Annotated in this window: 22 protein-coding genes; 18 read left to right on the forward strand and 4 right to left on the reverse strand. The window is 63.6% G+C overall.

Going from position 1 to position 26,481, the window contains the following annotated elements:
• Nucleotides 1–15: 15 nt before the first annotated feature.
• Nucleotides 16–861: a pantoate--beta-alanine ligase gene (panC, locus tag AC07UX_RS17425; protein WP_495193262.1), complete on the reverse strand. Its 846-nt coding sequence runs from the start codon at nt 859–861 to the stop codon at nt 16–18.
• 108 nt (nt 862–969) lie between these two features.
• On the opposite strand from panC, the gene AC07UX_RS17430 reads away from it, so the two are divergent.
• From AC07UX_RS17430 to AC07UX_RS17495, 14 genes are all read left to right on the forward strand, one after another.
• A complete protein-coding gene (locus AC07UX_RS17430) occupies nt 970–1,776 on the forward strand; it encodes a division plane positioning ATPase MipZ (protein WP_495193237.1) in 807 nt (268 codons plus the stop codon).
• Nucleotides 1,776–2,213: a J domain-containing protein gene (locus AC07UX_RS17435; RefSeq protein WP_495193238.1), complete on the forward strand. Its 438-nt coding sequence runs from the start codon at nt 1,776–1,778 to the stop codon at nt 2,211–2,213. The genes AC07UX_RS17430 and AC07UX_RS17435 overlap by 1 nt, the downstream gene beginning before the upstream one ends.
• On the forward strand, nt 2,210–3,586 hold the full coding sequence (gene pgmG / locus AC07UX_RS17440) for a phosphoglucomutase/phosphomannomutase PgmG (RefSeq protein WP_495193239.1): 1,377 nt from the start codon (nt 2,210–2,212) through the stop codon (nt 3,584–3,586). Before AC07UX_RS17435 ends, pgmG begins: the two co-directional genes overlap by 4 nt.
• 427 nt (nt 3,587–4,013) lie before the next feature.
• Nucleotides 4,014–5,315 carry an OmpP1/FadL family transporter gene (locus AC07UX_RS17445; RefSeq protein WP_495193240.1) on the forward strand — a complete coding sequence of 434 codons (1,302 nt, stop codon included), beginning with the start codon at nt 4,014–4,016 and terminating at the stop codon, nt 5,313–5,315.
• 52 nt (nt 5,316–5,367) lie between these two features.
• Nucleotides 5,368–6,543, forward strand: coding sequence for a flavodoxin-dependent (E)-4-hydroxy-3-methylbut-2-enyl-diphosphate synthase (gene ispG, locus AC07UX_RS17450; protein WP_495193241.1), 1,176 nt, complete (start codon nt 5,368–5,370; stop codon nt 6,541–6,543).
• Between the two features lie 17 nt (nt 6,544–6,560).
• Nucleotides 6,561–7,475 carry a DMT family transporter gene (locus AC07UX_RS17455; RefSeq protein WP_495193242.1) on the forward strand — a complete coding sequence of 305 codons (915 nt, stop codon included), beginning with the start codon at nt 6,561–6,563 and terminating at the stop codon, nt 7,473–7,475.
• Nucleotides 7,472–7,960, forward strand: coding sequence for a GNAT family N-acetyltransferase (locus tag AC07UX_RS17460; protein WP_495193243.1), 489 nt, complete (start codon nt 7,472–7,474; stop codon nt 7,958–7,960). The genes AC07UX_RS17455 and AC07UX_RS17460 overlap by 4 nt, the downstream gene beginning before the upstream one ends.
• Before the next feature lie 185 nt (nt 7,961–8,145).
• A complete protein-coding gene (locus tag AC07UX_RS17465) occupies nt 8,146–10,473 on the forward strand; it encodes an FtsK/SpoIIIE family DNA translocase (protein ID WP_495193244.1) in 2,328 nt (775 codons plus the stop codon).
• 10 nt (nt 10,474–10,483) lie between these two features.
• Entirely contained in the window at nt 10,484–10,645 is a 162-nt protein-coding gene (locus tag AC07UX_RS17470) for a hypothetical protein (protein ID WP_495193245.1), read from the forward strand.
• Between the two features lie 227 nt (nt 10,646–10,872).
• The gene (locus AC07UX_RS17475) at nt 10,873–11,514 is read left to right on the forward strand and encodes a LolA family protein (protein ID WP_495193246.1); all 642 of its coding nucleotides are present in this window, start codon (nt 10,873–10,875) and stop codon (nt 11,512–11,514) included.
• Nucleotides 11,515–11,785: 271 nt separating this feature from the next.
• On the forward strand, nt 11,786–12,583 hold the full coding sequence (locus AC07UX_RS17480; RefSeq protein WP_495193247.1) for an exodeoxyribonuclease III: 798 nt from the start codon (nt 11,786–11,788) through the stop codon (nt 12,581–12,583).
• On the forward strand, nt 12,583–13,653 hold the full coding sequence (gene ribA / locus AC07UX_RS17485; protein ID WP_495193248.1) for a GTP cyclohydrolase II: 1,071 nt from the start codon (nt 12,583–12,585) through the stop codon (nt 13,651–13,653). Before AC07UX_RS17480 ends, ribA begins: the two co-directional genes overlap by 1 nt.
• Nucleotides 13,650–14,153, forward strand: coding sequence for a L,D-transpeptidase family protein (locus tag AC07UX_RS17490; protein ID WP_495193249.1), 504 nt, complete (start codon nt 13,650–13,652; stop codon nt 14,151–14,153). Before ribA ends, AC07UX_RS17490 begins: the two co-directional genes overlap by 4 nt.
• 60 nt (nt 14,154–14,213) lie before the next feature.
• Entirely contained in the window at nt 14,214–14,639 is a 426-nt protein-coding gene (locus AC07UX_RS17495) for a hypothetical protein (protein ID WP_495193250.1), read from the forward strand.
• Nucleotides 14,640–14,650: 11 nt separating this feature from the next.
• On the opposite strand, the gene AC07UX_RS17500 is transcribed toward AC07UX_RS17495, so the two are convergent.
• Nucleotides 14,651–17,413 (reverse strand): [protein-PII] uridylyltransferase, encoded by a 2,763-nt coding sequence (locus AC07UX_RS17500; protein ID WP_495193251.1) that lies wholly within the window; start codon nt 17,411–17,413, stop codon nt 14,651–14,653.
• 9 nt (nt 17,414–17,422) lie between these two features.
• Nucleotides 17,423–20,068, reverse strand: coding sequence for a DNA mismatch repair protein MutS (gene mutS, locus AC07UX_RS17505; RefSeq protein ID WP_495193252.1), 2,646 nt, complete (start codon nt 20,066–20,068; stop codon nt 17,423–17,425).
• Nucleotides 20,069–20,206: 138 nt separating this feature from the next.
• Between mutS and AC07UX_RS17510 the strand changes: the two genes are divergently transcribed.
• The 4 genes from AC07UX_RS17510 (at nt 20,207) to AC07UX_RS17525 (ending at nt 25,421) form a co-directional block, all read left to right on the forward strand.
• Nucleotides 20,207–22,468, forward strand: a complete 2,262-nt coding sequence (locus tag AC07UX_RS17510) for an NADP-dependent malic enzyme (RefSeq protein WP_495193253.1) — start codon at nt 20,207–20,209, stop codon at nt 22,466–22,468.
• A 112-nt stretch (nt 22,469–22,580) separates the two neighbouring features.
• A complete protein-coding gene (locus AC07UX_RS17515; RefSeq protein WP_495193254.1) occupies nt 22,581–23,075 on the forward strand; it encodes a flavin reductase family protein in 495 nt (164 codons plus the stop codon).
• Between the two features lie 154 nt (nt 23,076–23,229).
• Complete coding sequence (locus AC07UX_RS17520) at nt 23,230–24,210, forward strand: polysaccharide deacetylase family protein (RefSeq protein WP_495193255.1); 981 nt, start codon at nt 23,230–23,232, stop codon at nt 24,208–24,210.
• Nucleotides 24,207–25,421 carry a carboxylate--amine ligase gene (locus tag AC07UX_RS17525; protein ID WP_495193256.1) on the forward strand — a complete coding sequence of 405 codons (1,215 nt, stop codon included), beginning with the start codon at nt 24,207–24,209 and terminating at the stop codon, nt 25,419–25,421. The genes AC07UX_RS17520 and AC07UX_RS17525 overlap by 4 nt, the downstream gene beginning before the upstream one ends.
• On the opposite strand, the gene AC07UX_RS17530 is transcribed toward AC07UX_RS17525, so the two are convergent.
• Nucleotides 25,390–25,941 carry an arsenate reductase/protein-tyrosine-phosphatase family protein gene (locus AC07UX_RS17530; RefSeq protein WP_495193257.1) on the reverse strand — a complete coding sequence of 184 codons (552 nt, stop codon included), beginning with the start codon at nt 25,939–25,941 and terminating at the stop codon, nt 25,390–25,392. The two genes, AC07UX_RS17525 and AC07UX_RS17530, sit on opposite strands and share 32 nt — an antisense overlap.
• Nucleotides 25,942–26,481 lie beyond the last annotated feature (540 nt).

The following is a 26,481-nucleotide window of genomic DNA, read 5'->3' on the forward strand; positions in this document are numbered from 1 at the left end:
GGGAAAAGTGCGAAGTTAAGCGAAATCGACCGCGATATTGTCGATCAGTCTGGTCTTGCCGAGCTTCGCTGCGCCCAGCAGCCGGGCCGGCCGGTCCAGCAAGGTCATCGGCTCCAGCGTCGCCGCGTCGCACAGCTTCACATAATTGATCGGCCCGAACCCATGGGCGGCCAGCGATGCGATCGCCTGCGCCAGTGCGGCCTCGACCGGCTCGCCCTTCTCGATCTGCCGCTTGGCTTCGCCCAGTGCGCGGGGCAGCGCCAGCGCCGCCTTGCGCTCTTCGTCGCTCAAATAAGCGTTGCGGGAGGAGAGGGCGAGGCCATCCTCGGCCCGCTGGGTCGGCAGGCCGACAATCTCGATCGGCAGGTTCAGGTCGCTAGTGAACCGCCGGATCACCGCCAGCTGCTGATAATCCTTCTCGCCGAAAATAGCGACATCGGGCTGCACCTGGTTGAACAGCTTGGTCACCACCGTCGCCACGCCATCGAAATGGCCCGGCCGCGCCGCGCCGTCCAACCCGTCGCTGATCCCCGACACGCGAATATTGGTGGCATAGCCGGCCGGATACATGACATCGACGCTGGGCGCCCAGAGAATGTCGACGCCCGCCGCCTGCAACATCTGCGCGTCCTTGGCTTCCCGCCTGGGATAGGCGTCCAGATCCTCGTTCGGGCCGAACTGGCGGGGATTGACGAAGATCGACACGACCACATGCCGCCCATGGCGCCGTGCTTCCTCGACCAGCGCCATATGCCCGTCATGCAAGGCGCCCATGGTGGGCACCAGAACGACAGGCTTTCCATCGCTTTTCAGGGCTTGGACGGCGGCACGAAGGGCGGGCAGGTCACGCAATATTTGCACGGAAGTCACGGCTCCGATAAGGGCAAAATCCTATGGCTGTCCTGCTAGGCTCGTGCCGGCGCGACCGTCAACACGCATTGCGACAATCAACGGGGTTTACTGGGGCCAATGGGCAATCCGCAGCCGCATCTTATCGTCTTCGCCAATGAAAAAGGCGGGACCGGCAAGTCGACCACGGCGGTGCATACCGCCATCGCCCTGTCCGCGCTCGGCCACAAGGTCGGCCTGATCGACCTTGACCCGCGTCAGCGCACCGTCACCCGCTATATGGAAAATCGGCGGGAAACGGCCAGGCGCCGCGGCATCGACCTGCCCATGCCGGCGTTCGACGTATTCACCGGCGACAGCATCGCCGCGCTGGACGATCAGGTGATTTCGCTGGCGCTTGGCAACGACTATCTGGTCGTCGATACGCCTGGCCGCGACGATATCTATGCCCGCCATCTGGCGCCGCACGCCAACACGCTGGTCACGCCGATGAACGACAGTTTCGTCGATTTCGACCTGATCGGGCAGGTCGATCCGGAAACCTTCAAGGTCCGCAGTCCCTCCTTCTATTCCGAACTCATCTTCGACGCGCGCAAGGCGCGGGCGAAGGTCGATGGCGTCACCATCGACTGGGTGGTGCTGCGCAACCGCGTCCAGCATCATGATGCCCGCAACAAGAAGCGGGTCGGCGACGCGCTGATGGAACTCTCCCGCCGGGTCGGCTTCCGCGTCATTCCCGGCCTTTCGGAACGGGTCATCTTCCGCGAGCTTTTCCCGTCTGGCCTGACTTTGCTGGACAAGGGGCATCTGGGCGAACTGGGCGTCAGCCATATCGCGGCGCGGCAGGAGTTGCGCGAGATGGTGTCGGGCCTGGCGCTGCCCACGCTGGAGGGGACCGGCGCTCTGGACCTGCTTGGCGCTGCCTGATGGGCTTGCTGACGCTCCTGATCGCCGGGCTGGCTATCTGGCTGATCTGGACGGGAAAGTTGCAACGCATGACGGCAAAGGATGGCATGGCTTTGGGTGCGGCGCTGGTCGGCGCCGTTCTGGCGGCGAAGGGCAAGCCGGTGATCGGTGCCCCGCTGCTGATCGGCGCAGCGCTTTTCTTCGCCAAACAGGGCAATATCGAGGCCAAGGCGAAAGCCCGCAAACGCGCCGTCCCGTCGATTTCGCCCCGCGCCGATGATGTGGCCAAGGCCCGCGCCTTGCTGGGCCTTGGCCCCGACGCCGATGCGAAGGCGATCCGCGCTGCCCATCGACGCCTGATCGCGTCGGTCCATCCCGACAAGGGCGGCACCGAGGCGCTGGCGGCGCAGATCAACGCCGCGCGCGATTTGCTGCTCGCCGAGAAAAAGCAGCGGTGAGCCATATTTTCGATCCGACCCTGCTGCGCGACTATGATCTGCGCGGCCGGGTGGGGGACAGGCTGCACGAAGCCGATGCCTGGGCTTTGGGGCGCAGCTTCGGCTCGGTGATCGCGCGATCGGGCGGCCGGCGCATCGCGGTCGGCTATGACGGGCGCCTGAGTTCGCCGATGCTGGAATCCGCTTTGGTCGATGGCCTCGTCCAGACCGGCATCGACGTGCTGCGCATCGGCCTTGGTCCGACGCCGATGCTATATCATGCCGAAGCGTCGGAGGATGTGGATGGCGCCATCCAGATAACCGGCAGCCATAATCCCGGCGACCAGAATGGCTTCAAGCTGGTGAAGGGGCATGCGCCCTTTTTCGGCGCGGACATTCAGGCTTTGGGCATCATGGCGGCGGCCGGCGACTGGAACTCCGGTACGGGGCAGGTCGAGACGATCGCCATCATGGACGCCTATGTCGCGCGACTTTTGCAGGGTTTTGACGGCCCTGCCTGCCGCATCGGCTGGGACGCGGGCAATGGCGCTGCCGGCCCGGTGGTGGAGAAGCTGGCGCAATTGCTCCCCGGTGAGCATCATCTGCTCTTCACCGATATAGACGGACATTTTCCCAACCATCATCCCGATCCTTCCGAGGACAAGAATCTGGCCGATCTCCGCGCGCTTGTCCGCGACAAGCAGCTCGATTTCGGTGTGGCCTTCGATGGCGATGGCGACCGGATCGGCGTGATCGACAGTCTTGGCCGCACCTTGCCTGGCGATCAGCTGCTCGGCCTGTTCGCTCAGGTCGTGCTTGAAAAACGCCCCGGCGCGTCGATCGTAGGGGATGTAAAGTCCAGTCAGACCGTCTTCGACCGCATCGCCGCGTTGGGCGGTCGGCCCGACATGTGGAAGACCGGCCATAGCCATATCAAGTCCAGAATGAAGCAGATTGGCAGCCTGTTGGGCGGCGAAACCACCGGGCATCTCTTCTTCGCCGACGATTATCCCGGCTATGACGATGGTCTTTACGCGGCCGTTCGGCTGATCCGGGCCATCGGGTCGCTGGGGCGCAGCGTCACGGCGCTGCATGACGCCATGCCCGCGACCGTCATCACCCCGGAATGGCGCTTCCCCGTCGCGGAATCCCGCAAGTTCGGCGTGATCGCGGAAATTCTCGACCGGTTGCAGGCGCAGGGTGCCGATATATGCACCATAGACGGCGTGCGCATGCGTACGGCGCAAGGCTGGTGGCTGCTCCGCGCGTCCAACACGGAAGCAGCGTTGGTAGCGCGCGCTGAATCGGCGAGTCAGACCGATCTTGATCGGCTGGTGGCGGACATGGACGGGCAGTTGGCCGAATCAGGCGTGGTCAGGCCGCAATCGCGCTGAATCACGCATTTTTGCTGCTATACTTTGGTATAATATGCTTTCGCCCTTCCGACATTTTCCCTTACGGAAATGGTAGGCCCAGATAACGATTGCAGAAAACGCAACCATGCTTGTCTGTTTCGCATTTGCGACAATCGTCGCTGCACCGCAAAAGGAACTCGCCTTTCAGGCATCCTCTCCTAAAACTTCAAGGCCGTCCTTCTGGGCGGCTTTTTTTTATCTTTTTTTCAGGACCCGCGAGCGGGCCAAGCCGTAGCGTTTCCTTTCCGTAAACGTCAGGTTCCTGATGCCCAATCGCATTCCGGTCGTGCTGAAACACTGGAAATTAACGACATCTTTGCTAAGCCCCTAGCTCATAAGCCGGCTTCGCGCGTTGCAGGGGCGCCGAACGGCAGCAGAATAGTCGCCACCTAGTAGAGGATTTCTCATGTCCCTTAGCCGCCATCTCAGCCGCGTCCTCCTCGTCACCGGGGTCATGGCCGCACCCTTTCCCGCCATGGCCGGCGGCTTCTATCTTCAGGAACAGTCTCCGATCGAAACCGGCCGGGCGATGTCGGGCGGCGCGGCGGCGGGCGACGATCCGTCGACCATCTATTTCAATCCGGCCGCGATGACCCAGCTGTCGGGAATCCAGACCTCGATCGGCGGATCGGCGCTGATGGCATCGGCGCACCAGACCAATCGCGGTTCGCGCCGGAGCATTCCGGGCGTCCCCGTCACCACGCCGATTGCCGGCAATGACGGTGGCAATCCGTTCGAAAGCGTCATCCCCATTCCCAGCTTCTACGCCAGCGCGCAGGTCAGCGACCGGCTCTGGGTGGGCCTGGGCGTCAACGCGCCCTTCGGCCTGAAGCTGGAATATGACGACGGTTTCTTCGGTCGCTATGACTCGCTCTACACCAATCTCAAAACCTATAATATCCAGCCATCGGCCGCCTATAAGCTGACCGACAATCTGTCGATCGGCGGCGGCGTGGACGTGCAATATGTCAAGGCCACGCTGACCAATGCGCTGCCGCAATTGTCGCCGCTCGTCACCACCGACGGCTTTGCCAGCCTGAAGGGCGACGATTGGTCGGTCGGCTGGAATGCCGGCATCTTCTACACCACCGGCGACACCAATTTCGGCGCCCATTATCGCTCCGGCATCAACCACAAGCTGGCCGGCACCCAGATCGTGTCCGGCCTGGTCGGCCCGATCGCGGCGGGCAATGGCGAATTTGCCGCCACCGCGCCGCTGGAGCTGCCCGACATCGTGACGGTTTCGATGATGCACAGGCTGACGCCGCAACTGCGCGCGATGATCACCGGCAAATGGTATAATTGGTCGAAGTTCAAGGGCATCGCCGTCACTTCGGCGACCGGCACGACCAACAAGGAACTGGATTACAAGGACAGCTATTCGGTCAGCGTGGGCGGCGAATATGATGTCAGCCCGGCCTTTACCGTGCGCGCCGGCACGATGTTCGATCGCTCGCCCACCAATCCGCAGCATCTGACCACGCGCGTGCCCGATGGCGACCGCGTCTGGCTGACCGGCGGCGCGACCTGGAACATGTCGGATAACTTCGCGCTGAACCTGAGCTACGCCCACACCTTCGTTGAAAAGGCGAACATCATCCGCCCGGACAGCTATTTCCCATCGCCCGCGACCGTCACCGCCACCACGCTGGCGCAAACCAGCGGTAACGCGGATCAGGTTGCGGCATCGGCCACGCTGCGCTTCTAACTGCCGATAAAAATCCCTATAGGGGCTTCGTAGCTTACGGAGCCCCTATTTCATGTCCGACCATAATCCCGGCCTGCGCCCCTGGCGCGACATAGCGCGGCGGCAGTCGCGCCAGATCATGGTCGGCAATGTTCCCGTCGGCGGCGATGCGCCGGTGACGGTGCAGACCATGACCAATACGCTGACCCATGACGTCAAGGCGACGATCGACCAGATCCGCCGCTGCGAGGAAGCAGGCGTCGACATCATCCGCGTCTCCTGCCCCGACGAAGAGTCCACCGCGGCCCTGAAACAGATCGTCCGCGCTGTCCGCGTGCCGATCGTCGCCGACATTCATTTCCATTATAAGCGCGCTTTGGAAGCCGCCGACGCCGGCGCCGCTTGCCTGCGCATCAATCCGGGCAATATCGGGTCGGAAAAGCGGGTGAAGGAAGTGGTCGATGCGGCCAAGGCCAATGGCTGTTCGATCCGCATCGGCGTCAATGCCGGCTCTCTTGAAAAGGATCTGCTCGAAAAATATGGCGAGCCTTGTCCCGAAGCGCTGGTCGAATCGGCGCTCGACCATATCAGGCTGCTCCAGGACCAGGATTTCCACGAATATAAGGTCGCGGTGAAGGCCAGCGACGTCTTCCTGGCCGTCGCTGCCTATATGCAGCTGGCCGACGCGGTCGACTGCCCGCTGCATCTTGGCATCACCGAGGCCGGTGGGCTGATCGGCGGCACGGTGAAGAGCGCGATCGGCATCGGCAACCTGCTCTGGGCCGGGATCGGCGACACGATCCGCGTCTCCCTTTCCGCCGAACCGGAAGAGGAAGTGCGCGTCGGTTACGAAATCCTGAAATCGCTCGGTATCCGCACGCGCGGCGTGAAGGTCATTTCCTGCCCCAGCTGCGCGCGGCAGGGCTTCGACGTCATCCGCACCGTACAGGCGCTGGAGGAAAGGCTCCAGCATATCAATACGCCGCTCTCGCTCTCGGTACTGGGCTGCGTCGTCAACGGCCCCGGCGAAGCGCGCGAAACGGACATCGGCCTGACCGGCGGCGGCAATGGCAAGCATATGGTCTATCTGTCGGGCGTCACCGACCATGTGATTCAGGACGCCGACATGGTCGATCATATCGTGAAGCTGGTGGAGGCCAAGGCGGCGGAGATCGAGGCGCAAAAGCTGGAGGCCGAAACCACCGACGCCGGCAAGGCGGACGGCAGCCAGGTCGAGGCAGCCGAATAAAGGCGCGGACGTACCCGATGTCGCAAGATCAGGGTCGTTTCGCCATTCCCTTTCTCGTCTGCTGCGTGGGCGTTGCGCTCTTTTCCGTGATGGACGCGGCTATGAAGGGGCTGGGGCTGGCGATCGGCCTCTACAACGCCCTGTTCTGGCGTGCGCTGACGGGCAGCTTGCTGGGCCTTGCCCTGATGCTGCTGACCCGCCAGCGCTGGCCCACCCTGGCGGTGCTGCGCATCCATCTTTTGCGCGGGACGGTCGTGGCCTTGATGGCGGCCTTGTTCTTCTGGGCGATTCTGCGCCTGCCATTGGCCGAGGCGATCGCCCTGTCCTTCATCGCGCCGCTCATTGCCCTCTATCTGGCCGCGCTGTTGCTTAATGAACAGGTCGGGCGCCGGGCCATCGGCGCTTCGCTGCTTGGACTGGTCGGGGTCGGCATCATCCTGTCGGGCAAGTTGCAGGGGCATTATGGGGCCGATGCATTGCTGGGCGTGATGGCGGTGCTGGGCTCGGCCGTCCTGTTTGCCTGGAACCTCATCATCCAGCGGCAACAGGCGCAGGTCGCATCCCCGATCGAGGTCGCCTTCTTCCAGCATCTCGTCATGCTGGCGGTCTTTGCGATCGGTGCGCCATGGCTCGCCATCCTGCCGCCGCTCCAGGCGGTCCCGCTCGTGCTGCTTGCCGCAACGCTGGCCTTCACGTCGCTCTCGGCGCTCGCCTGGGCCTATGCGCGGGCGCAGGCGCAGCGACTGATTCCAGTGGAATATACGGCCTTCATCTGGGCCTCGATCGTCGGCTGGCTGGCCTTTGGCGAGCATGTGACGCTTAGCACCGTGGCGGGCGCCTTGCTCATCGTGGTCGCCTGCCTTATCGCCGCGCGCTCCAAGCCGGCCGATCTGGCCGCAAAAGGCTCTCAATTGGAGGCAGGCGCAGCATGAGCATCCTCATTCGCGAGGCGGTGGCCGGTGATATCGACACCATCCACGCCTTCATCCTGGCGCTGGCCGACTATGAACGGCTCGCCCATGAGGTGAAGGGCGATCGCGCGACGCTGGAGCGCCACTTGTTCGGTCCGCGCCCCATGGCCGAAGTGCTGATCGCGCAGCATGATGGCAAGCCGATCGGCTTTGCGCTCTTCTTCCACAATTTTTCGACCTTCGAAGCACGGCCGGGCATCTATCTGGAGGATCTGTTCGTCCTGCCGGAGGCGCGGGGCCTTGGTGCCGGCAAGGCGCTGCTGGCGCGGCTCGCCCAATTGGCGATCGAACGCGATTGCGCCCGGCTCGAATGGTCGGTGCTCGATTGGAACGAACCCGCCATTGCCGTCTATCGCGCGATCGGCGCCAAGCCGATGGACGAATGGACGATACAGCGGCTGGACGGCGACGCGCTGGCGGGACTGGCTCAAAGCGCAGAATATTGAGAGTGCCGTTCCCCGGCGAAGGTCGGGGTCCAGATCGGGCGTTTGAACTGGACCCCGGCCTTCGCCGGGGAACATGTTTGATGATCCCGATATGCGCGGGACGAGCCGATGGGCCGCGCCCTTGACGCGGACTCGCCCGAAGAGGCATTGTGCCGAAACGGAACATTTGGGGGACATCAGAATATATGGCCGTCGGCCGCACCGTGAAACGCTCGCCGGAATGGCGTGAAATGCTGAAGCGCAGCCTCATTCGCAGCGGCGCGCTGATCGGCGCCATCACGCTCATGCTGGCGACCCTGTTCCTGGCACTGGCGTTGCTCAGCTATGCGCCCAGCGACCCGTCGATGAACACGGTCGCGGGTGACCATGTCGCCAACATCATGCAGGCGCCCGGTGCCTGGGCCGCCGATTTCCTGCTCTGGCTGCTGGGCGTGCCGGTTGCGCTGATCCTGCCGCTGATGGCCGTCACCGCCCGTCGCCTGTGGGGCGACCAGGATATGAGCGGGTGGAAGGCGCAGTTCGGCAAATGCCTGTTCGGCATCGTGCTGATCGGCATTGCGCTCGCCTTGTTTCAGGATTCGCCGCTGGTCGGCCTGCCCGCCGGATGGGGTGGGGTGATCGGGCTGGTCGTGGCCAAGGGCATTGCCAGCCTGACGGCGCATGCGCCCGCCGCCGCGCCGTGGATCAAGGGCGCCCTGGTCGTCGTCACGCTGATCGCCGGCCTGTTAGCCTGCTATCGCAGCCTGGCGCTGGAAAAGCCGATCATCGCGCTGCGCCGCCCTTCATTGCCCAAACTTAACCTGCCGCGCCCGACGCTCGGCTTTGGCGGCGCTGTCGCTGTGGCCGACGAAGATGGATATGAGGAAGACGAACCGGCCGAGCGAGTCATCGCCCCGCGCAAGCAGGTGTCGAGCGAGCCCAAGCCACCCATCACGATCCAGACGCCCAAGCCCGCGCCGGTGCAGCGCACCATGGCGCCGGTCAGCCAGGACGATCTGTTCGGCCACAGCTCGCTGCCATCGCCCGATCTGCTGAACCCGATTCCCGCCAATCAGGGTGGCAAGATCGACAAGGCCGCGCTGGAGCGCAACGCCCGCCTGCTCGAATCCGTGCTGGACGACTTCCACGTGAAGGGCAACATCACCGAAGTCCGCCCCGGTCCGGTCGTGACCATGTATGAGCTGGAGCCCGCGCCGGGCATCAAGGCCAGCCGCGTGATCGCGCTGGCGGACGACATCGCCCGCAATATGTCCGCGCTCTCCGCCCGCGTCGCGACGATTCCCGGCCGTACCGTCATCGGTATCGAACTGCCCAATGCGAATCGCGAAGGCGTGTCCTTCCGCGAACTCATCACCAGCGAGCAATTCGCGCAGGAAGCGACCCTGCCGATCATTCTGGGCAAGAATATCTCGGGCGAACCGATCATCGCGGACCTTGCGCCGATGCCGCATCTGCTGATCGCGGGTACGACCGGTTCGGGCAAGTCGGTGGGCCTGAACGCCATGATCCTGTCGCTGCTCTATCGCATGACGCCGGACCAGCTGCGCCTCATCATGATCGACCCCAAGATGCTGGAACTGTCGACCTATGACGACATACCGCATCTCCTCTCCCCGGTCGTCACCGAACCGGCCAAGGCGATTCGCGCGCTCAAATGGGCGGTGGAGCAGATGGAGGATCGCTATCGCATGATGGCGTCCATCTCCGTCCGCAACCTCGCCAATTATAACGAGAAGGTCCGGGCGGCCAAGGCGAAGGGCAAGCCATTGGGCCGGCGGGTTCAGACCGGCTACGACCCTGAATCCGGCAAGCCCATCTATGAAGAAGAGCAGCTGGATTTCCAGCCGTTGCCGCAGATCGTGGTGGTGGTGGACGAGCTGGCCGACCTCATGATGACGGCAGGCAAGGAAGTCGAATTCCTGATCCAGCGTTTGGCGCAAAAGGCGCGCGCCGCCGGCATCCACCTGATCCTCGCGACGCAGCGGCCGTCGGTCGACGTCATCACCGGCGTCATCAAGGCGAACCTGCCGACCCGCATCAGCTTCTTCGTCACCAGCAAGATCGACAGCCGCACTATCCTGGGTGAACAGGGCGCCGAGCAACTGCTGGGCAAGGGCGACATGCTCTACATGCACGGTGGCAAGGGCCTGACCCGCGTCCATGGTCCCTTCGTGTCGGACGACGAAGTCCGCATGGTCGCAGACCATTGGCGCGCGCAGGGCCAACCCGATTATATCCAGGCGGTCACCGAGGAGCCGGAAGAGGGCAGCTTCGCCCTGGACGGCGTGGATCTGGGCGACGACAGCCCGGACGCCCAGCTGTTCCGCAAGGCATGCCAGCTGGTATTCGAAAATCAGAAGGCTTCGACCAGCTGGCTGCAACGCCAGCTGCGCGTCGGCTACAACTCTGCGGCGCGGCTGATCGAGCGGATGGAGGAGGAAGGCCTTGTCGGTCCTCCCAACCATGTCGGCCGCCGAGAAGTGCTGCGCGACGAGAATGGGAATCCGATCTGACCCCGCCGGAATGGCGACGATTGCACTTCATGCAATCGCACTGCTTTCCTTCGCATTTGCCGTCATGAACCAGTTGGAACATAGAGAGCAGGCCTTTCAGGCATCCTCTCCTAAAAACTTTTACGGGCTGGTCTTCGGATCAGCCCTTTTTTTTGTCCGCAAATGGGTCTAGACACATCTCGCTGCTGCCGCGCCGATAACATAATTGGAGCGGTGCCGCCGGTCAGACCGGCAGGGCGAGGCGGGAGCATGGGGGATCGAGCCGGTTCCAAGTTCAAGACGGATGCTCTCCCCCATCACCCCTTGCCCAAAATGCGCCATTTCGGAACAGCAGGGTTCACGGAGGGTTCAAGCCCCGTCCCCTAGCCCAATCTTCCCAAACAATCGGAGTTGAACGCCATGAAGCGCATCGTTGCGCCCCTAGCGCTTGTCCTTGCCGCCACTGCGCCGCTGGTCGTCCCGACCGTGCCCGCCGCCGCGCAGCAGGACCAGTCCGACCTTGCCCAGGTCAACGCATATATCCGCGCCGTCACCACGCTGACCGCCGATTTTAGCCAGACCGACCGCAACGGCCAGACCCTGACCGGCAAGTTGACCCTTAAGCAGCCGGGCAAGATCCGCTTCCAATATCAAAAGGGCGTGCCGCTGCTGATCGTTAGCGATGGCAAGGCGCTGACCATGATCGATTATGAAGTGCGTCAGGTGCAGCGCTGGCCGATCGGCAATTCGCCGCTGGGTGCGCTGCTCGACCCGTCCAAGGATCTGTCCAAATATGGCAAGCTGGTGCCGACCGGCGATCCGACGGTGCTGAGCGTCGAAGCGCGCGATCCAAAGCGTCCCGAATATGGCACCATCACCATGATCTTCAAACGCAATGCATCCGCGCCGGCAGGGCTTCAGCTTTATGGTTGGGTCATGCTCGATTCGCAGAATAACCGCACGGCGGTGCGCTTTTCCAATCAGGTCTATGGAGCACCGGTTGCCGACTCTGCCTTTCGCTGGACCGATCCCAGGCCAAGGGGCCGCTCGTCCGGCAGTTGACCTGAGCGTCCGGCAAGACGGTCCGAGCGATCGGACGTAATCTTGCCGGCCCGTTCATCTCACGCTCATATCGGCAGCGCTAATCATGCATCAACGGCGCGAGACCAAACCGGGATTTCCCCCCTGTTACCCGGTTCCCCTCTCGTACCGCAAAGCGCTTCAAGGGCGCGATCGAGACCCCCGTTCCACGCCCCCGGAGCGGGGGTCTTACTTTGTCTGCCGCATCGGTCTTCCGCTTGCGCAACGACGCCAGCGACCCTAGTTGCCTAGCATGGCCGATACTCTTTCCATCTGCTCCTGGAACATCAACTCCGTCCGTGCACGCATCGACATCGTCGAGCAGCTGCTACGCGCTGAAGCACCCGACATATTGTGCCTTCAGGAAACAAAGGTGGTGAACGAGATTTTCCCCACCGACATGTTCAAACGGTTGGGCTACGTCCATCAGGTGCTGAATGGTCAGCGCATGCACCATGGCGTGGCGATCATGAGCAAGGTGCCGATTCATGAGGACGACCGGTTCGACTGGCAGGCCAATGGCGAGGCGCGCCATGTCGGCGTCCGGCTGGACAATGGCGTGCGGATCGAGAATGTCTATGTCCCCGCTGGCGGCGACGTTCCCGATCGGGATGTGAACCCCAAATTCGGCCAGAAGCTCGATTTCATCGAACGGATGATCCAATGGTCGTCCGGCCTTGGCGACAAGTCGGCCATCCTGACCGGCGATTTCAACGTCGCGCCGCTGGAATGCGACGTGTGGAGCCATAAGCAATTACTGAACGTGGTCAGCCACACGCCGGTCGAATGCGAGATTCTGGCCCGGTTGCAGGCATCGAACGACTGGGTCGATATCGGCCGCCATTTCCATCCGGCGCCGGCGCGCCTCTATACCTGGTGGAGCTATCGCGCGAAGGATTGGGCGGAATCGGATCGGGGTCGCCGCCTCGACCACATGTGGATGACGAAGGATGTCGCGGACAAGGCGGTCAGCCATCGCGTCGTCGAGCCGGCGCGCAGCTGGATCAAGCCGTCCGACCATATTCCCATCATCACCGAGTTCGCCTTCTGATGAGCGCCGCGAGCGGACGGGATGCCGCGCGGGCGATCGACGCCCTGCGTCGCGGCTGGGCGATCCGCCTGACTGCCGCCGATGGCGCGATCCGCCTGATGGCGATCGAGGGCGCGGATGCGGTGACGCTGGCGGATTTCGACCCGCAGGGACGCGCCGACATATTGATTTCCGCCGCCCGCGCCGAAACGCTCAAACTTGGCAATCAATTGGCGGCCGCCGATCCCGACCTGCCGGTGCTGGTGGAGCGCGCGCCGTGGATCGACGCCGACGTCGCCACCGCCATTTCAGATCCGGTGCTGGACCTGGCGTCCCCGCTCAAGGGGCCGTTCCGGGCTCGCATACTGCCTGCGCCGCAGGCGGCCAAGGCGGCGCTTCGTTTGGCCCGCCTCGCCGGCATCCTGCCTGCCTATTTCCTTTTGGAAGGCGACGGGCGGGTCGAGGCAGATGTCACCGCCGATGCGATCGCCGCCTATGACGACGCCACCAACCTTGCCATCGCCACCCGCGCGCGCCTGCCCGTTTCGGCCAGCGAAAGCGCGGAAATCATCGCCTTTCGCAGTCCGGACGAACCGCGCGAGCATGTCGCGCTGATCGTGGGCCAGCGGGATTCGTCGCCACCCGTCATCCGCCTGCACAGCGAATGCCTGACCGGCGACGTGCTGGGGAGCCTCAAATGCGATTGCGGCCCGCAATTGCATGAGGCGATGCACCGGATCGCCGACGCGCCCTGGGGCATCCTTCTCTACCTGCGGCAGGAAGGGCGCGGCATCGGCCTCGTCAACAAATTGCGCGCCTATGCGATGCAGGATCAGGGGTTCGACACGGTCGATGCCAATGTGCGCTTGGGCTTTGCCATCGACGCGCGCGATTTTTCGGTCGCAGCGCGCATGCTCGACCTGCTCGCCGTCGATCAGGTGCGCCTGCTCACCAATAATCCCAACAAAGTCGCCGGGCTGGAGGCGGCCGGCATCAAGGTGACGGAGCGCCTGCCGATCATCCTGGCCGCCAATCCGCATAATGAACGCTATCTGGCGACCAAGCGCGACCGCACCGGCCACCAGCTGTGAATATCATCCGGGTCGAAAGCGGCGCGGGCCGCCTGACCTTCGGTGACATCGTCATATTCTGCACCATCGGACGCAATGGCACTTGCACTGCGGCGGACAAGCGGGAAGGGGACGGCTGCACGCCGCTCGGCCTCTGGCCCATTCGTGGCGTTCTGCTGCGCCCCGGCAAGGTCGAGACCACCGGTATCTGCCTCCCCTGGCGCTGGGTGCGCAGCAATGATGGCTGGTCGGACGATGCAGCCGATCCGGCCTATAATCGCCCGGTCCGCCTGCCACGCGGCTTCTCTGCCGAAAGTATGATGCGGAGCGACGACGCCTATGACATCATCGTCGTGCTGGGTCACAATGACGCGCCGCCCGTTCCGGGACGGGGCAGCGCCATATTTTTCCATCTGTCGGAAGGACGACCCACCGCCGGCTGCGTGGCGGTGGAAAGAATGGATATGTTGCGTCTCCTGCCACGGTTGAATCCGGGTGACGTCATGGACGTCCAGGCGTAGGAAGCGATTAATGTCCGCTTAATCCCCGTCATGCGATGCCGATCCGGTCAGGAACAAGCGATGTGCATTCATGCCCGATTGTTGAAGGATGGTCGCGCGGACGTCGATCCCATGTCGTCGATTTTTCAGGGCAAGGCAGACGTGGTCGATATCGTCGTGAACGACCTGTCCCGTGGCGGTTGCCGCGTATCGGCCGATCTGGCCCTTGTAGCCGGGGAACGGATCACGATCGACTTGCCTGCAATCGGTCCACGCCCGGCACAGGTCATATTATTGGCGGAAGGCAGTATCGGCCTGATCTTCGACATCCTGTTGACCCTTGACCAGGTCGATATGTTGAGCGCCGCCCATCGACCGGCCCGACCGTCGGAGCAGGATGACCAGATCCTGTCGCCGCGCCGCCGTTTGGGTATCATCATTGTCGCTGCTATCTTCGCCTGGTGCCTGGCGATCATCCTTGGCTGGATGGTGATGCGACTGATCTGAACGACGATGTGTCAGGCCCGTTGCAGTGCTTCGCCCACTTCGCCGCCGGCGGCCTCCAGCAAGCGCCGCTCCAGCGTCTGCAAACGCCCCTTGCTCTCGATCTTCCCGCCCAACAGGTCGGTGACATAGAAAGTATCGACCGCCCGCTCGCCATAGGTGGCGACATGGGCGCTGTGCACCGTCACCTTCGACTGGAACAGCGCATTGGCGAGGCTGAACAACAACGCTGGCCGGTCGCGGGCATTGACCTCCACCACGGTGAAGCGGTTCGACGCCTTGTTGTCGATCAGCACATTCGGCTCGATGCGGAAGGCTTCTGCACGGGTGCGGGGCAGGGGCCGGGCTGATAGCTTGGTAATCATTCGATGGCGGTTCGACAGCGAATCCTCGATCGCGCCGCGAATCCGCTTCAACTGCTCGTCGCTGTGAAACGCGCCGCCCAGCGGGTCCTGCACCAGAAAATTGTCGATCGCCACGCCGTCCCGCGTCGTATGGATGCGGGCGTCGATGATGTTGCCCCCCGCCAGATGGATGGCGCCGGCGATGCGGTAGAACAGGCCGGGATGGTCGGTGGCATAGACGGTCACCAGCGTCGCGCCGCGCTGCGGATAATATTGCGCCGCGATCGACAGCTGCGCATCGCCCGCCGCCACGATATGCTGTGCATTGTGGAAGAGGATATCGTCCGGTTCGGCGATCCAGTAGGATTCGGGCAGCCGCTTGCTGAACGCTGCGAATGTCGCGTCGTCCATGTGCATCGCTTCGCGCAGGGCCGCCTGTTTGGCCGTCACCCGCTCGCCGCGGCCCTTCTGTTTGTGCCCCAGGCGCAGCACTTCCTCGGCCGACTCGTAAAGGTCGCCCAGCAATTGCCGCTTCCAGCTGTTCCAGACGCCCGGTCCAACGGCGCGGATATCCACTACGGTCAGGCATAGCAGAAGGCGCAGCCGTTCGGGACTTTGCACCACATCGACGAAATCGAGGATCGTCTTGTAGTCGGCCAGATCGCGCTTGAAGGCGGTGGCAGACATCAGCAGATGATATCGCACCAGCCAGGCGACCGTCTCCGTCTCGGCGGGAGTGAGGCCCAGCCGCGGGCAGAGATGTTCCGCCACTTCGGCGCCCAGCAGGCTATGATCGCCGCCGCGTCCCTTGGCGATATCGTGCAGCAGCACCGCGACATAGAGGGCGCGGCGCGACAGCAGCTTGCCCATGAGGTCGCTTGCAAGCGGATGGTCCTGTTCCAGCTCGCCCTTCTCGATCCGCGACAGCAGGCCGACGGCGCGGATGGTATGCTCATCGACCGTATAATGATGATACATGTCGAACTGCATCTGCGCGACGACGCGGCGGAAGTCCGGCACGAACCGACCGAAGACGGTCGATTCGTTCATCCAGCGCAGCACCGTCTCCGGGTCGCGGGGGCTGGTCAGCACATCCATGAAGGCGGCATTGGCGCGCGGATCCTTGCGGACCTTGGCGGAAATCAGGCCTGCATCGCGGCTCGCCGCGCGCATCGCGCTGGGATGGATCTGCAACCCATGCTTGTCCGCCACGGCGAAGATGTCCAGCAGCCGCACCGGGTCGGCCTGAAAGAAATCGTCGCTGGGCAGGGCGATCCGCCCGCGTTCCAGCACGAAACCGTCCAGCTTCTTGGGCCGGCGGAAGATCGACGGAATGTATCGACGGCCCTTTTCGGCCATCTGGTCGTCCAGATGCGCCAGGAACACGGCGGTGAGGTCGCCCACCGTCTTTGCGTTCAGGAAATAATAGCGCATGAAGCGCTCGACCCCCGACCGACCGGCACGTCCGGTGAAATGCATGCGCGTCGCGGTTTCCAGTTGCAGGTCGAAGGTCAGCCGGTCTTCGGCCCGCCCGGTAATGGTGTGCAGGTGGCACCGCACCGCCCACAGGAAATCCTCGGCCTTCTGGAACTGGCGCAATTCGGCTTCCGTCAGCAGGCCGACATCGACCAGATCGGCCACCGAGCGCACCCGGTTCACATATTTGCCGATCCAGAACAGCGTATGCAGGTCGCGCAGCCCGCCCTTGCCTTCCTTGACGTTCGGTTCGACGACATAGCGGCTGTCGCCCATGCGACGGTGCCGCTCGTCGCGCTCTTCCAGCTTCTCCGTCACGAAGGCGCGGGCATTGCCCTGCATCACTTCGGCGTCGAAGCGGACCGACGTTTCTTCGTACAGCGCCCGATCGCCCCACACATAGCGCGCCTCCAGCAGGGCGGTGCGCACCGTCAGGTCGCTTTTGGCCATGCGCATCGTTTCATCGACCGAGCGACTGGAGTGGCCGACCTTCAGGCCCAGATCCCACAGCGAATAGAGCATGGATTCGATGACCTGCTCGGTCCAGCCGGTCGGCTTCCAGGGGGTGATGAAGCCGATATCGACGTCGCTGTGCGGGGCCATCTCGCCCCGGCCATATCCGCCGACGGCGATCAGCGCGATCCGCTCGCCCGTGCTGCGATTGCCGGCCGGATAGAGATGATGCGTCGTCGCATCGTAGAGCAGGCGCAAAATCTGATCGATCAGGAAAGCGAAGGCCGTCACCGATTCCCGCCCGCGCGTCGGCTTGGCACTCAGCCGGCTGGCGACTTCGGCCCGGCCCTCGTCCAGCGCGACTTTCAATTCCTTTACGATGGCGCCGCGCAGGCGCATGGCGTCACCCTGATGCTCCTGCGCCAGGGCGTTGATCGTGTCTGAAATGGCGCGCCGGTCGATGATCGCACGCCGCGATCCCAGCGCTGGATACTGTATGCCCATGATCCTGCTCTAGTCTTGCCGCAGGTCAGCGGCCAGTTGTTTCAATCGATATATGTGATCGAGTGCCTCACGCGGGGACAGGGCGTCGGCATCGATCGCCGCGATCGCCGTCAGCAGCGGGTCGGGCGGCGCCGCCTCCTGCGTCGCCACCGCCGCAAACAAGGGCAGGTCGTCGAGGCCCGCTGCGATGCCGCCGGTCTTCGCCTTGCCCGCTTCCAGCCGCGCCAGCACATCCTTGGCGCGTTTCAGCACGGCTGGTGGCAACCCCGCCAGTCGTGCGACGGCCAGGCCATAGCTGCGATCGGCCGGCCCCTGGGCCAGCTCGTGCAGCAATATGAGGTCGCCCTTCCACTCCCGCGCGCGGACATGGTGCAGCGACAGCGACGAGAGCGTCTCTGCCAAGCGCGTAAGCTCATGATAATGGGTCGCGAACAGGCAGCGGCAGCGGTTGACCTCATGCACCGCCTCCACCACTGCCCAAGCGAGCGCGAGGCCATCATAGGTGGATGTGCCGCGCCCTACCTCGTCCAGGATGACGAAGCTGCGTGTCGTCGCCTGCGCCAGAATGGCGGCCGTCTCGACCATCTCGACCATGAAGGTCGATCGCCCTTTCGCTAGATTGTCCGATGCGCCAACCCGGCTGAACAGTCGATCCACCAGAGTGAGCGTCGCGGCCTGCGCGGGCACATAGCCGCCCGACTGCGCCAATATGACGATTAGCGCATTCTGGCGCAGGAAGGTCGACTTGCCGCCCATGTTCGGGCCGGTGACGAGCCATAGCCGGTCGGCTTCGTTCAGTCGGCAATCATTGGCGACGAAGGGCTGGCCTTCCTTGCGCAGCGAATCTTCCACCACCGGATGCCGCCCGCCGACAATGTCCAGGCACTGGCCCGCCCCATCCGCGTTGACGAAATGCGGTCGTTGCCATCCGCCCTCGGCCGCCCGCTCGGCGAGCGAGGCGGCAACGTCCAGCCGCGCCAGCGCATCGGCCGCGCGCGCGATGTCGGCCTTGCGGTCCAGCACGGCGCCGATCAGTTCTTCCAGATGCGCGGCCTCGGCCACCAGCGCATGGGCGCCCGCCTGCGCCACGCGCCCGGCTTCCTCATGCAGGTCGATCGAATTGAAGCGCACCACGCCTGCCAAAGTCTGGCGATGGGTGAAGCCGCTGTCGGGCGCCATCAGCAGGTCGGCGGCACGGGCCGGTACCTCGACATGGTATCCCAGCACGCCATTATGCCGGATCTTGAGCGCCGATATCCCGGTCTGCTCACGATATTTGGCCTCCAGCGCGGCGATGGCGCGGCGACCGTCGCTGCTCAGGCGCCGCAATTCGTCCAGCGCGGGATCATAGCCGTCGGCAATATAGCCACCGCTTGCCGTCTCGGTGGGTGGCGCAGGCACCAAAGCGCGAGCCAGCGCATCGACCAGCGCGCCATGCCCGTCCAGCGCGGGGAGCAACTGCACCAGATATTGCGGCGCGTCGGCCAGCCGACCCAACCGCTCGCGCAGCAATCGCGCCTCGCCCAGGCCGTCGCGCAATTGACCAAGGTCGCGGGGGCTGCCCCGCCCTACGGCCACGCGCCCCAGCGCCCGGCCGATATCGGGCAGCACCCGCAACGCACCGCGTAACTGGTCGCGCAACGTCGCATCGTCGTGGAACAGGGTAACGAGGCCCAGCCGCGCCTCGATAACCGCCAGGTCCATCAGCGGCGCCGACAGATCCTGCCCCAGCAGCCGGGCGCCCGCGCCCGTCACCGTCCGGTCGATCGCGCCCAGCAGGCTGCCCGCGCGCGTGCCATTGGTCGTCGATACGATCTCCAGGCTCTCGCGCGTTGCCGCGTCGATCGCGACATGGCCGCCGCTCGTCTTGCGCAGCGGCGGGGCCAAAAAGGGCAGCGTGCCTTTGCCCGCATGGTCGAGATAGGCGATCAGGCCGCCCATCGCCGCCAGTTCGGCCCGCCCGAACCGGCCGAACCCGTCCAGCGTCGCGACCCCGAACAGGCGTTTGAGTGCATCTTCGGCTCTGCTGCTGGAAAAGGCGGCTTTGTCGAACGGGTGCATGTCCGCCACCGCGAAGCCCGATCCCTCGGCCACCACCACTTCGCTTGGCCGCAGCCGCGCCAACTCGGCCGGCAGGTCGCCCATGGGACAGGTCATCGTCTCGAACCGGCCGGTCGAAATGTCCGCCGCCGCGATGCCGATCTCGCCCGCGCTTTCACCCCCGACCTGCGCCAGGGCTACCAGCATATTGTCGCGCCGGCTGTCGAGCAGCGTCTCTTCGGTCAGCGTGCCGGCGGTGACGTAACGGACGATCGCGCGCGCCACCAGCGTCTTGCCGCCGCGCGCTTTGGCCTGCGCCGGCGTCTCGGTCTGTTCCGCAATGGCGACCCGGTGTCCACCCTTGATCAGCCGCGCCAGATAGGTTTCGGCGCTATGGACCGGTACGCCGCACATCGGGATCGGCAGGCCGCCATGTTCGCCCCGGCTGGTCAATGCGATGTCCAGCGTCGCCGCCGCCATTTTCGCATCATCGAAAAACAGCTCGAAAAAGTCGCCCATGCGATAGAAGAGGAGGCAATCCTGCGCCTCGGCCTTGAGCGTCAAATATTGCGCCATCATCGGGGTGGGCGCTGCTGTATCGGTCGAAGAAGCCATGGGGCAGGGCGATAGCCCGAAGCCGCGAGCGAAACCAGAGTTTCGCAAAAGGGCAGGAAAATTGCGTTTCTCGCACTTGCCCACAAGATATTCTTGCCGCTAGGGCCGCCTTATTGTTCCAATATATGGGTGTGCGCGATGTCCGACAGATCGAATGTGGAATTTTCCGAGCGCGAAGCGCTGTTTTTCCACTCGACCGGTCGCCCCGGCAAGATCGAGATCATCGCGTCCAAGCCAATGGCGACGCAGCGCGACCTCAGCCTCGCTTACTCGCCGGGCGTCGCAGTGCCGGTGCGCGCCATCGCCGCCGACCCCGCGACCGCCTATGACTATACCGCCAAGGGCAATCTGGTTGCGGTCATCTCCAACGGTACGGCGATCCTGGGCCTCGGCAATCTCGGCGCACTGGCGTCCAAGCCGGTAATGGAGGGCAAGGCGGTCCTCTTCAAGCGCTTCGCCGACGTCGATTCCATCGACATCGAATTGAAGACCGAGGATGTCGATCGCTTCATCGACGCGGTCGAACTGATGGAGCCGACCTTCGGCGGCATCAACCTTGAGGATATCAAGGCGCCCGAATGTTTCATCATCGAACAGACGCTCAAAGAGCGGATGAACATCCCGGTCTTTCACGACGATCAGCATGGCACCGCCATCATCGCGGCCGCCGGCGTCATCAACGCGGCGCTGCTGACCGGTCGCGCCATGAAGGACATGAAGGTGGTGGTGAACGGCGCGGGCGCTGCGTCCATCAGCTGCACCGAGCTGATCAAGGCACTGGGCGTCCCCAATGACAGCGTCATCATGTGCGACAGCAAGGGCGTGATCTATCAGGGTCGTACCGAGGGCATGAACCAGTGGAAGTCGGCCCATGCGGTCAAGACCGACGCGCGCACGCTCACCGAAGCGGTCAAAGGCGCCGACGTGTTCCTGGGCCTTTCGGTCGCCGGCGCGATGAGCCAGGAGATGGTGAAATCCATGGCGCCCAACCCCATCATCTTCGCCATGGCCAATCCCGACCCGGAAATCCTGCCACCCGACGCCCATGCGGTCCGCCCCGATGTGATCGTCGCCACCGGCCGGTCGGACTTCCCCAATCAGGTCAATAATGTCCTTGGCTTTCCCTTCATCTTTCGTGGTGCGCTCGACGTGCGCGCGACCGGGATCAACGAAGCGATGAAGCTGGCCGCCGCCCATGCCATCGCCGAGCTGGCGCGCGAACAAGTGCCTGAAGAAGTGGCCAAGGCCTATGGCCGGTCGCACAGCTTCGGCCCCGATTATATCATCCCCGCGCCGTTCGACCCGCGCCTGATGGAAGTGGTCCCTGCCGCCGTCGCGCAGGCGGCGATGGAAACCGGGGTCGCACAAAAGCCGATCGAGGACATGGCCGCCTATCGCCAGTCGTTGAAAGCAAGGCTCAACCCGACCACCTCGGTCCTCACCAGCGCCTATGAGATCGCCAAGGCCAATCCCAAGCGCGTCGTCTTTGCCGAAGCGGAAGAGGAAGTGGTGCTGCGCGCCGCCATCCAGTTCCGCGAGCTGGGCTATGGCATCCCCGTCCTGGTCGGCCGCGACGATGTGATGGAAAAGCTGAAAGCGCTGGGCGTGCGCGATCCCGAAAGCTTCGAACTGCACAACAGCGTCAATTCGCCGCTGGTGCCCGACATGGTCGACCTGCTTTACGCCCGCCTCCAGCGCCGCGGTTACCTCCGCCGCGATTGCGAGCGGATGGTCAATCGCGACCGGCACATCTTCGGCACCTTGCTGGTCAAGATGGGCGTCGCCGATGCGATGATCACCGGCACGACCCGCCCCTATGGCCAGACGCTGCGTGAAGTGAAGCGGGTGATGGACTCCGCGCCCGGCCGCACGCCCTTTGGCATTCATGTCATGGTGACCAAGGACAAGACCGTGTTCCTGGCCGACACCACCGTCCATGAACGCCCGTCTGCCACCGAACTGGCCGATATCGCCGAAGGGACGGTTGCCGTCGCCCGCCGCATGGGCCACGATCCGCGTGTTGCCTTCCTCTCCTATTCCAACTTCGGCAACCCGCCCGGCGCCTTCCTGGACAATGTGCGCGATGCGGTGAAGCTGTTGGACGAACGGGCCGTGGATTTCGAATATGAAGGCGAAATGACCCCGGACGCGGCGCTCAACCCGACCGTCATGAAAAGCTACCCGTTCAGCCGCCTGTCGGGACCTGCCAATGTGTTGGTCATGCCCGGCCTGCAATCGGCCAATATCTCGGCCAAGCTGCTGCGCGAACTGGGCGGGACCACGACGATCGGCCCGTTGCTGGTCGGCATGGAAAAATCGGTGCAAATCGCTACGATGTCCTCCAACGCATCCGAACTGCTCACGCTTGCCGTGCTGGCAGCCGGGGGCGTCGCGCTCTGATCCCGCACCGGCCATCGGCTGAGATTTTCTCGTCGATGGCCCGCGCTTTATCATTTGCTTGTGCCGCGTTCTGCGCGAGAGGGGGGCGCATGAACCGTCTCGGGAGCAAGGCATGAGCGTGGCCAGTTTCGACAATGCGACTTTTCGCCGGGTGCTGGGTCATTACCCTACCGGCGTCTGCGTCATCACCGCGGTAGAGGCGGATGGCACCCCGGTTGGCATGGTCGTCGGCTCCTTCACCTCGGTCTCGCTGGACCCGCCGCTGGTCGCCTTCTTCCCGGCCAAAAGCTCAGGCAGCTGGCCGCGTTTGCAGGCCGTCGGCAAATTCTGCGTCAATGTGTTGGCCAGCGACCAATTGCCGCTCTGCCGCCAGATCGCGGGTCCGGGACCGGACAAATTTGCCGGCCTGTCCCACCGCGTGTCGGCCAATGGCTCTCCCATATTGGACGATGTCGTCGCCTGGATCGACTGCACGTTGGATGCCGTGCATGAAGCGGGCGACCATTATATCGTACTTGGCCGCGTGGTCGCGCTGGAAGTCGATCGTCCCGGCAGCCCCTTGCTCTTCTTTCAGGGCAATTACGGGGAATTCTCGCTGCTGGAATGAAGGATTTCGGCGCCAGGCGCCGTCTTCAGGGGATAGCAAGGGTCAGGGGCGCATATTTCGATAGAATTTCCTATCGGACATGCGGGAGACATATTACCCCTCCTTAACCCGCATCATCTAATGCTGATGTGCCGCCCCCGGACCGGACCTTTTGATGACCGCGCTGCTGATCACCGTCGATACCGAACTCTCTTCCTCGCTGCATCAGCGTGGGGTCAGTCTTGCCGACAATATCGACCGTTCGATCTGGGCGCGGACAAGGGCCGGCGCTTTCGGGATCGGCTGGCAGATGGACCTGCTCGATCGCCATGGCCTCAAGGGCGTCTTCTTTCTCGATCCCATGCCGGCGCTGGTCGATGGCGCCGGTTTTCTGGCCCCGATCGTCCACGCCATCGTCGCCCGCGGCCATGAGGTGCAGATGCACATCCACACCGAATGGCTGGCCTGGGCGAAGGATTCGCCCGTCGGTGGCCGACTGGGCCGCAATATCGGCGACTTTTCGCTGGACGATCAGGTCATTCTGCTCGGCCTTGCCAAACGGTTGCTGGAGCAGGCGGGAGCGCCCGCCATCACGGCTTTTCGTGCCGGCAATTTTGGCGCCAATGACGATACGCTGCGCGCGCTGACCCTTTTGGGGGTCGTGTGGGACAGTAGCGTAAATCCGGCCTATCTCGATCGCGAATGTGGTATTTCGGCCGACCGGGCACAGATAGGCGCAATCCGGGCGCAGGGTGTTGCCGAACTGCCGGTATCGGGCATAGAGGACAAGCCCGGCGGTTTTCGCCCGGCCCAGATTTGCGCCATGTCCGCTGCAGAAATGCGCGCGGGCCTGCGCCATGCGGTCCATAACGGCCATGATGCCTTCAACGTCGTCACCCATAGTTTCGAAATGCTCTCGCGCGATCGCCAGCGGCCCAATGGTGCCGTCATCGCCCGGTTTCAGGCGCTTTGCCGGGATGCTGCTCGCCTGCCCGGCGTTCGGGGTGCGGGCTTCAACGACCTGTCCGTCAAACTGGCCGACCGGCCGTCCCGCACGCTGACCCGTGCCGCGCCAAGCCGGTTGCGCACCGGCTTGCGCCTTGCGCAGCAGGCCTGGGCGACCTGGCGGTACGAACATCGGCTGGTGCCTGCGTGACTCTATTGCCCGGCGCGATCGTCCTGGGTCTGGAAAATGCTATCGGCCTTGCGGTCGTGCGCGATCTGGGCCGGCATGGCGTACCCGTGCATGGAATCGCGCGGGATGCCGACTCCATTGTCGTGGCGTCACGCTACTGCACCGACTGGACGCAACGCCCTGCCGGCCCGATCGCCGACTGGCTGCCCGACCTGATCGCCAGAACGGGCGCCTGCGCGGTACTGGCCATTTCCGAAACCGACCTGCTGCAACTTTCCGCCATGCCGGCGATGATCGGCGATTGTCACATCCTCGTCCCCCGGCCACAGCAACTCGGACGGGTGCTGGACAAGATGCAGACGATTGAGGCGGCGACGGCGGCGGGCCTGCGTGTGCCGCAGACCTGGCAGCCGCGCTCAGGCGAGGATTTCGCTGCTCGCGCGGCGCAGATGCGTTATCCGTTGGTGGCCAAATGGGCAAATCCGCCTGAAATCATGGGCTTGCTGGAACAGGCGGGGCTTGCATGGATCAAGACCGATTATATCCGTGACGCAGACCAGCTCCTCGCCTTGCTCGATCGCTATGCGCCGATCGGCCGCTGGCCGCTGATCCAGCAATATTGCCGGGGCATGGGGCTGGGCCAGATGCTCTATATGGCGCATGGGCAGGCGACGCTGCGCTTCCAGCATCGTCGCCTGCACGAATGGCCGCCCGAAGGTGGCGTTTCCACCCTCTGCCGCGCCGAACCTGCGGACGCGCATGGCCCGCAAATGGCGCTGTCGGAAAAGCTGCTCCGCGCGCTCGATTGGGAAGGGCAGGCGATGGTCGAATATCGTTACGACCCGGCCAGCGACCATTATTGGCTGATGGAGGTCAATGGCCGTTTCTGGGGTAGCCTGCCACTGGCGCTCCATTGCGGTGCGGACTTCGCTTGGGAGGCCTATCGTCGCAAGGTGTTGAGCCAGACCGATCCCGCGTCCGTGCCACGCGACGATCTGCGCGCGCGCTATATGGTGCCGGAAACCAAAAGGCTCGCCCGTATTCTATTCATGCCCCGCCGCATCGGCGACCCCTTCTTCCGCCGTCGTCCGATTGTCGATCTGGTCGCTTACGTGCTGGCCTTTTTCGATCCCCGCGCGCGCTATTATGTGTTCAGCCGCTCCGATCCTCGACCCTGGCTGCGCGATATGGTGCAGATGGTCAGGAAAGCCGTGCGCCGGGAAAAGCTCTGACCAATTGCGGGATCGCCCGGTCGATCCGCATCAGGCATGTCGCCATATAGCGATCGTCCAGTTGATAGGGATCATGCAGATGCGGCAGCATCGGCCGGGTCCAGCGGCCCAGCAGCATGTGCGGCAGATCTTTCAGGCGTGGATCGGCGGCCAGCCAATGCAACTGTCGCACCTCCATCGCCAGCAAAAGGTCGCCGTCCAGCGGTTCATAATCCTGCATATCGATTGCCCGATGCGCCGACAGGTCGTGGCCCAGCGCGTGCGCCGCCACGATGGCAGGCGGATGCGCGCCGCGCCCGGTCATGGTCGACAGTCCGAAAGAGGCGACATTCAGCCCGGCCTGCCTTGCGGCCACATCGGCAAAGGCGCTGCGGCAGATATTGCCCTGACACACGAACACCAGCCGGCGCACCTGCGCCACATCGGGCGCGCGGCTGGCCGATCGGCCCAGCAAAAGCTGCGGATAGGAGAGAGCGAGGCGGACAAGTCCCCGAAAGGTACCGAAGCGGGACTTGATCATCGCGCGGAACCTATTGCAAAAATGGCGGAGACGGAGGACTCATGAAGTCCAACTCTAAGATTTTGATTACAAAATCAATTCCCTAAGCCTGTTTCCAGCTTCCCACACCCTTTACTACGTACATCATTCGTCCATAGTTTTCCATCGACGTTCGCACACTTTGAAGCGGCAGATTCGGTTTGTCCAGAGTCAATTTGGATGGCGCATTTGCCGTTTGTAAAGTGTGATTGTTAGCCGGAAGTCACCTCAAGATTGTCTACATAGCTCGACGGTGGATATCATGCTGGACCTGACTTCATTGGATCAGCCAAATTGGGGATCTCGGTCGTCTCTATGCTCGCGTCGAGCGACCGGAGGCGACATGCGAAGTCAATATCCGCTAATTAAAGGAGCTCGTTCCGGAGCCCTCATTCGGCTAGTTCCCAAGGCTAGACGTAACCGGGTGCTAATGCTGCCCTTCAATTTCAGTCCGAAGGCCTTCCTTGGTAAGGTCGGCTAATGGATCCATTCATCATCGACGGTTTGAGTAGTCCCTAGGGT

It is taken from the genome of Sphingobium sp. GW821-FHT02B05 (genome assembly GCF_059421905.1).

Excerpts from the sequence above, each read along its gene's own strand:
- AC07UX_RS17430 (WP_495193237.1), top strand. The coding sequence starts at position 970 with ATGGGCAATCCGCAGCCGCATCTTATCGTCTTCGCCAATGAAAAAGGC.
- AC07UX_RS17435 (WP_495193238.1), top strand. The coding sequence starts at position 1,776 with ATGGGCTTGCTGACGCTCCTGATCGCCGGGCTGGCTATCTGGCTGATC.
- AC07UX_RS17445 (WP_495193240.1), top strand. The coding sequence starts at position 4,014 with ATGTCCCTTAGCCGCCATCTCAGCCGCGTCCTCCTCGTCACCGGGGTC.
- ispG (WP_495193241.1), top strand. The coding sequence starts at position 5,368 with ATGTCCGACCATAATCCCGGCCTGCGCCCCTGGCGCGACATAGCGCGG.
- AC07UX_RS17455 (WP_495193242.1), top strand. The coding sequence starts at position 6,561 with ATGTCGCAAGATCAGGGTCGTTTCGCCATTCCCTTTCTCGTCTGCTGC.
- AC07UX_RS17460 (WP_495193243.1), top strand. The coding sequence starts at position 7,472 with ATGAGCATCCTCATTCGCGAGGCGGTGGCCGGTGATATCGACACCATC.
- AC07UX_RS17465 (WP_495193244.1), top strand. The coding sequence starts at position 8,146 with ATGGCCGTCGGCCGCACCGTGAAACGCTCGCCGGAATGGCGTGAAATG.
- AC07UX_RS17470 (WP_495193245.1), top strand. The coding sequence starts at position 10,484 with ATGGCGACGATTGCACTTCATGCAATCGCACTGCTTTCCTTCGCATTT.
- AC07UX_RS17475 (WP_495193246.1), top strand. The coding sequence starts at position 10,873 with ATGAAGCGCATCGTTGCGCCCCTAGCGCTTGTCCTTGCCGCCACTGCG.
- AC07UX_RS17480 (WP_495193247.1), top strand. The coding sequence starts at position 11,786 with ATGGCCGATACTCTTTCCATCTGCTCCTGGAACATCAACTCCGTCCGT.
- ribA (WP_495193248.1), top strand. The coding sequence starts at position 12,583 with ATGAGCGCCGCGAGCGGACGGGATGCCGCGCGGGCGATCGACGCCCTG.
- AC07UX_RS17495 (WP_495193250.1), top strand. The coding sequence starts at position 14,214 with ATGTGCATTCATGCCCGATTGTTGAAGGATGGTCGCGCGGACGTCGAT.
- AC07UX_RS17500 (WP_495193251.1), bottom strand. The coding sequence starts at position 17,413 with ATGGGCATACAGTATCCAGCGCTGGGATCGCGGCGTGCGATCATCGAC.
- mutS (WP_495193252.1), bottom strand. The coding sequence starts at position 20,068 with ATGGCTTCTTCGACCGATACAGCAGCGCCCACCCCGATGATGGCGCAA.
- AC07UX_RS17510 (WP_495193253.1), top strand. The coding sequence starts at position 20,207 with ATGTCCGACAGATCGAATGTGGAATTTTCCGAGCGCGAAGCGCTGTTT.
- AC07UX_RS17515 (WP_495193254.1), top strand. The coding sequence starts at position 22,581 with ATGAGCGTGGCCAGTTTCGACAATGCGACTTTTCGCCGGGTGCTGGGT.
- AC07UX_RS17520 (WP_495193255.1), top strand. The coding sequence starts at position 23,230 with ATGACCGCGCTGCTGATCACCGTCGATACCGAACTCTCTTCCTCGCTG.
- AC07UX_RS17530 (WP_495193257.1), bottom strand. The coding sequence starts at position 25,941 with ATGATCAAGTCCCGCTTCGGTACCTTTCGGGGACTTGTCCGCCTCGCT.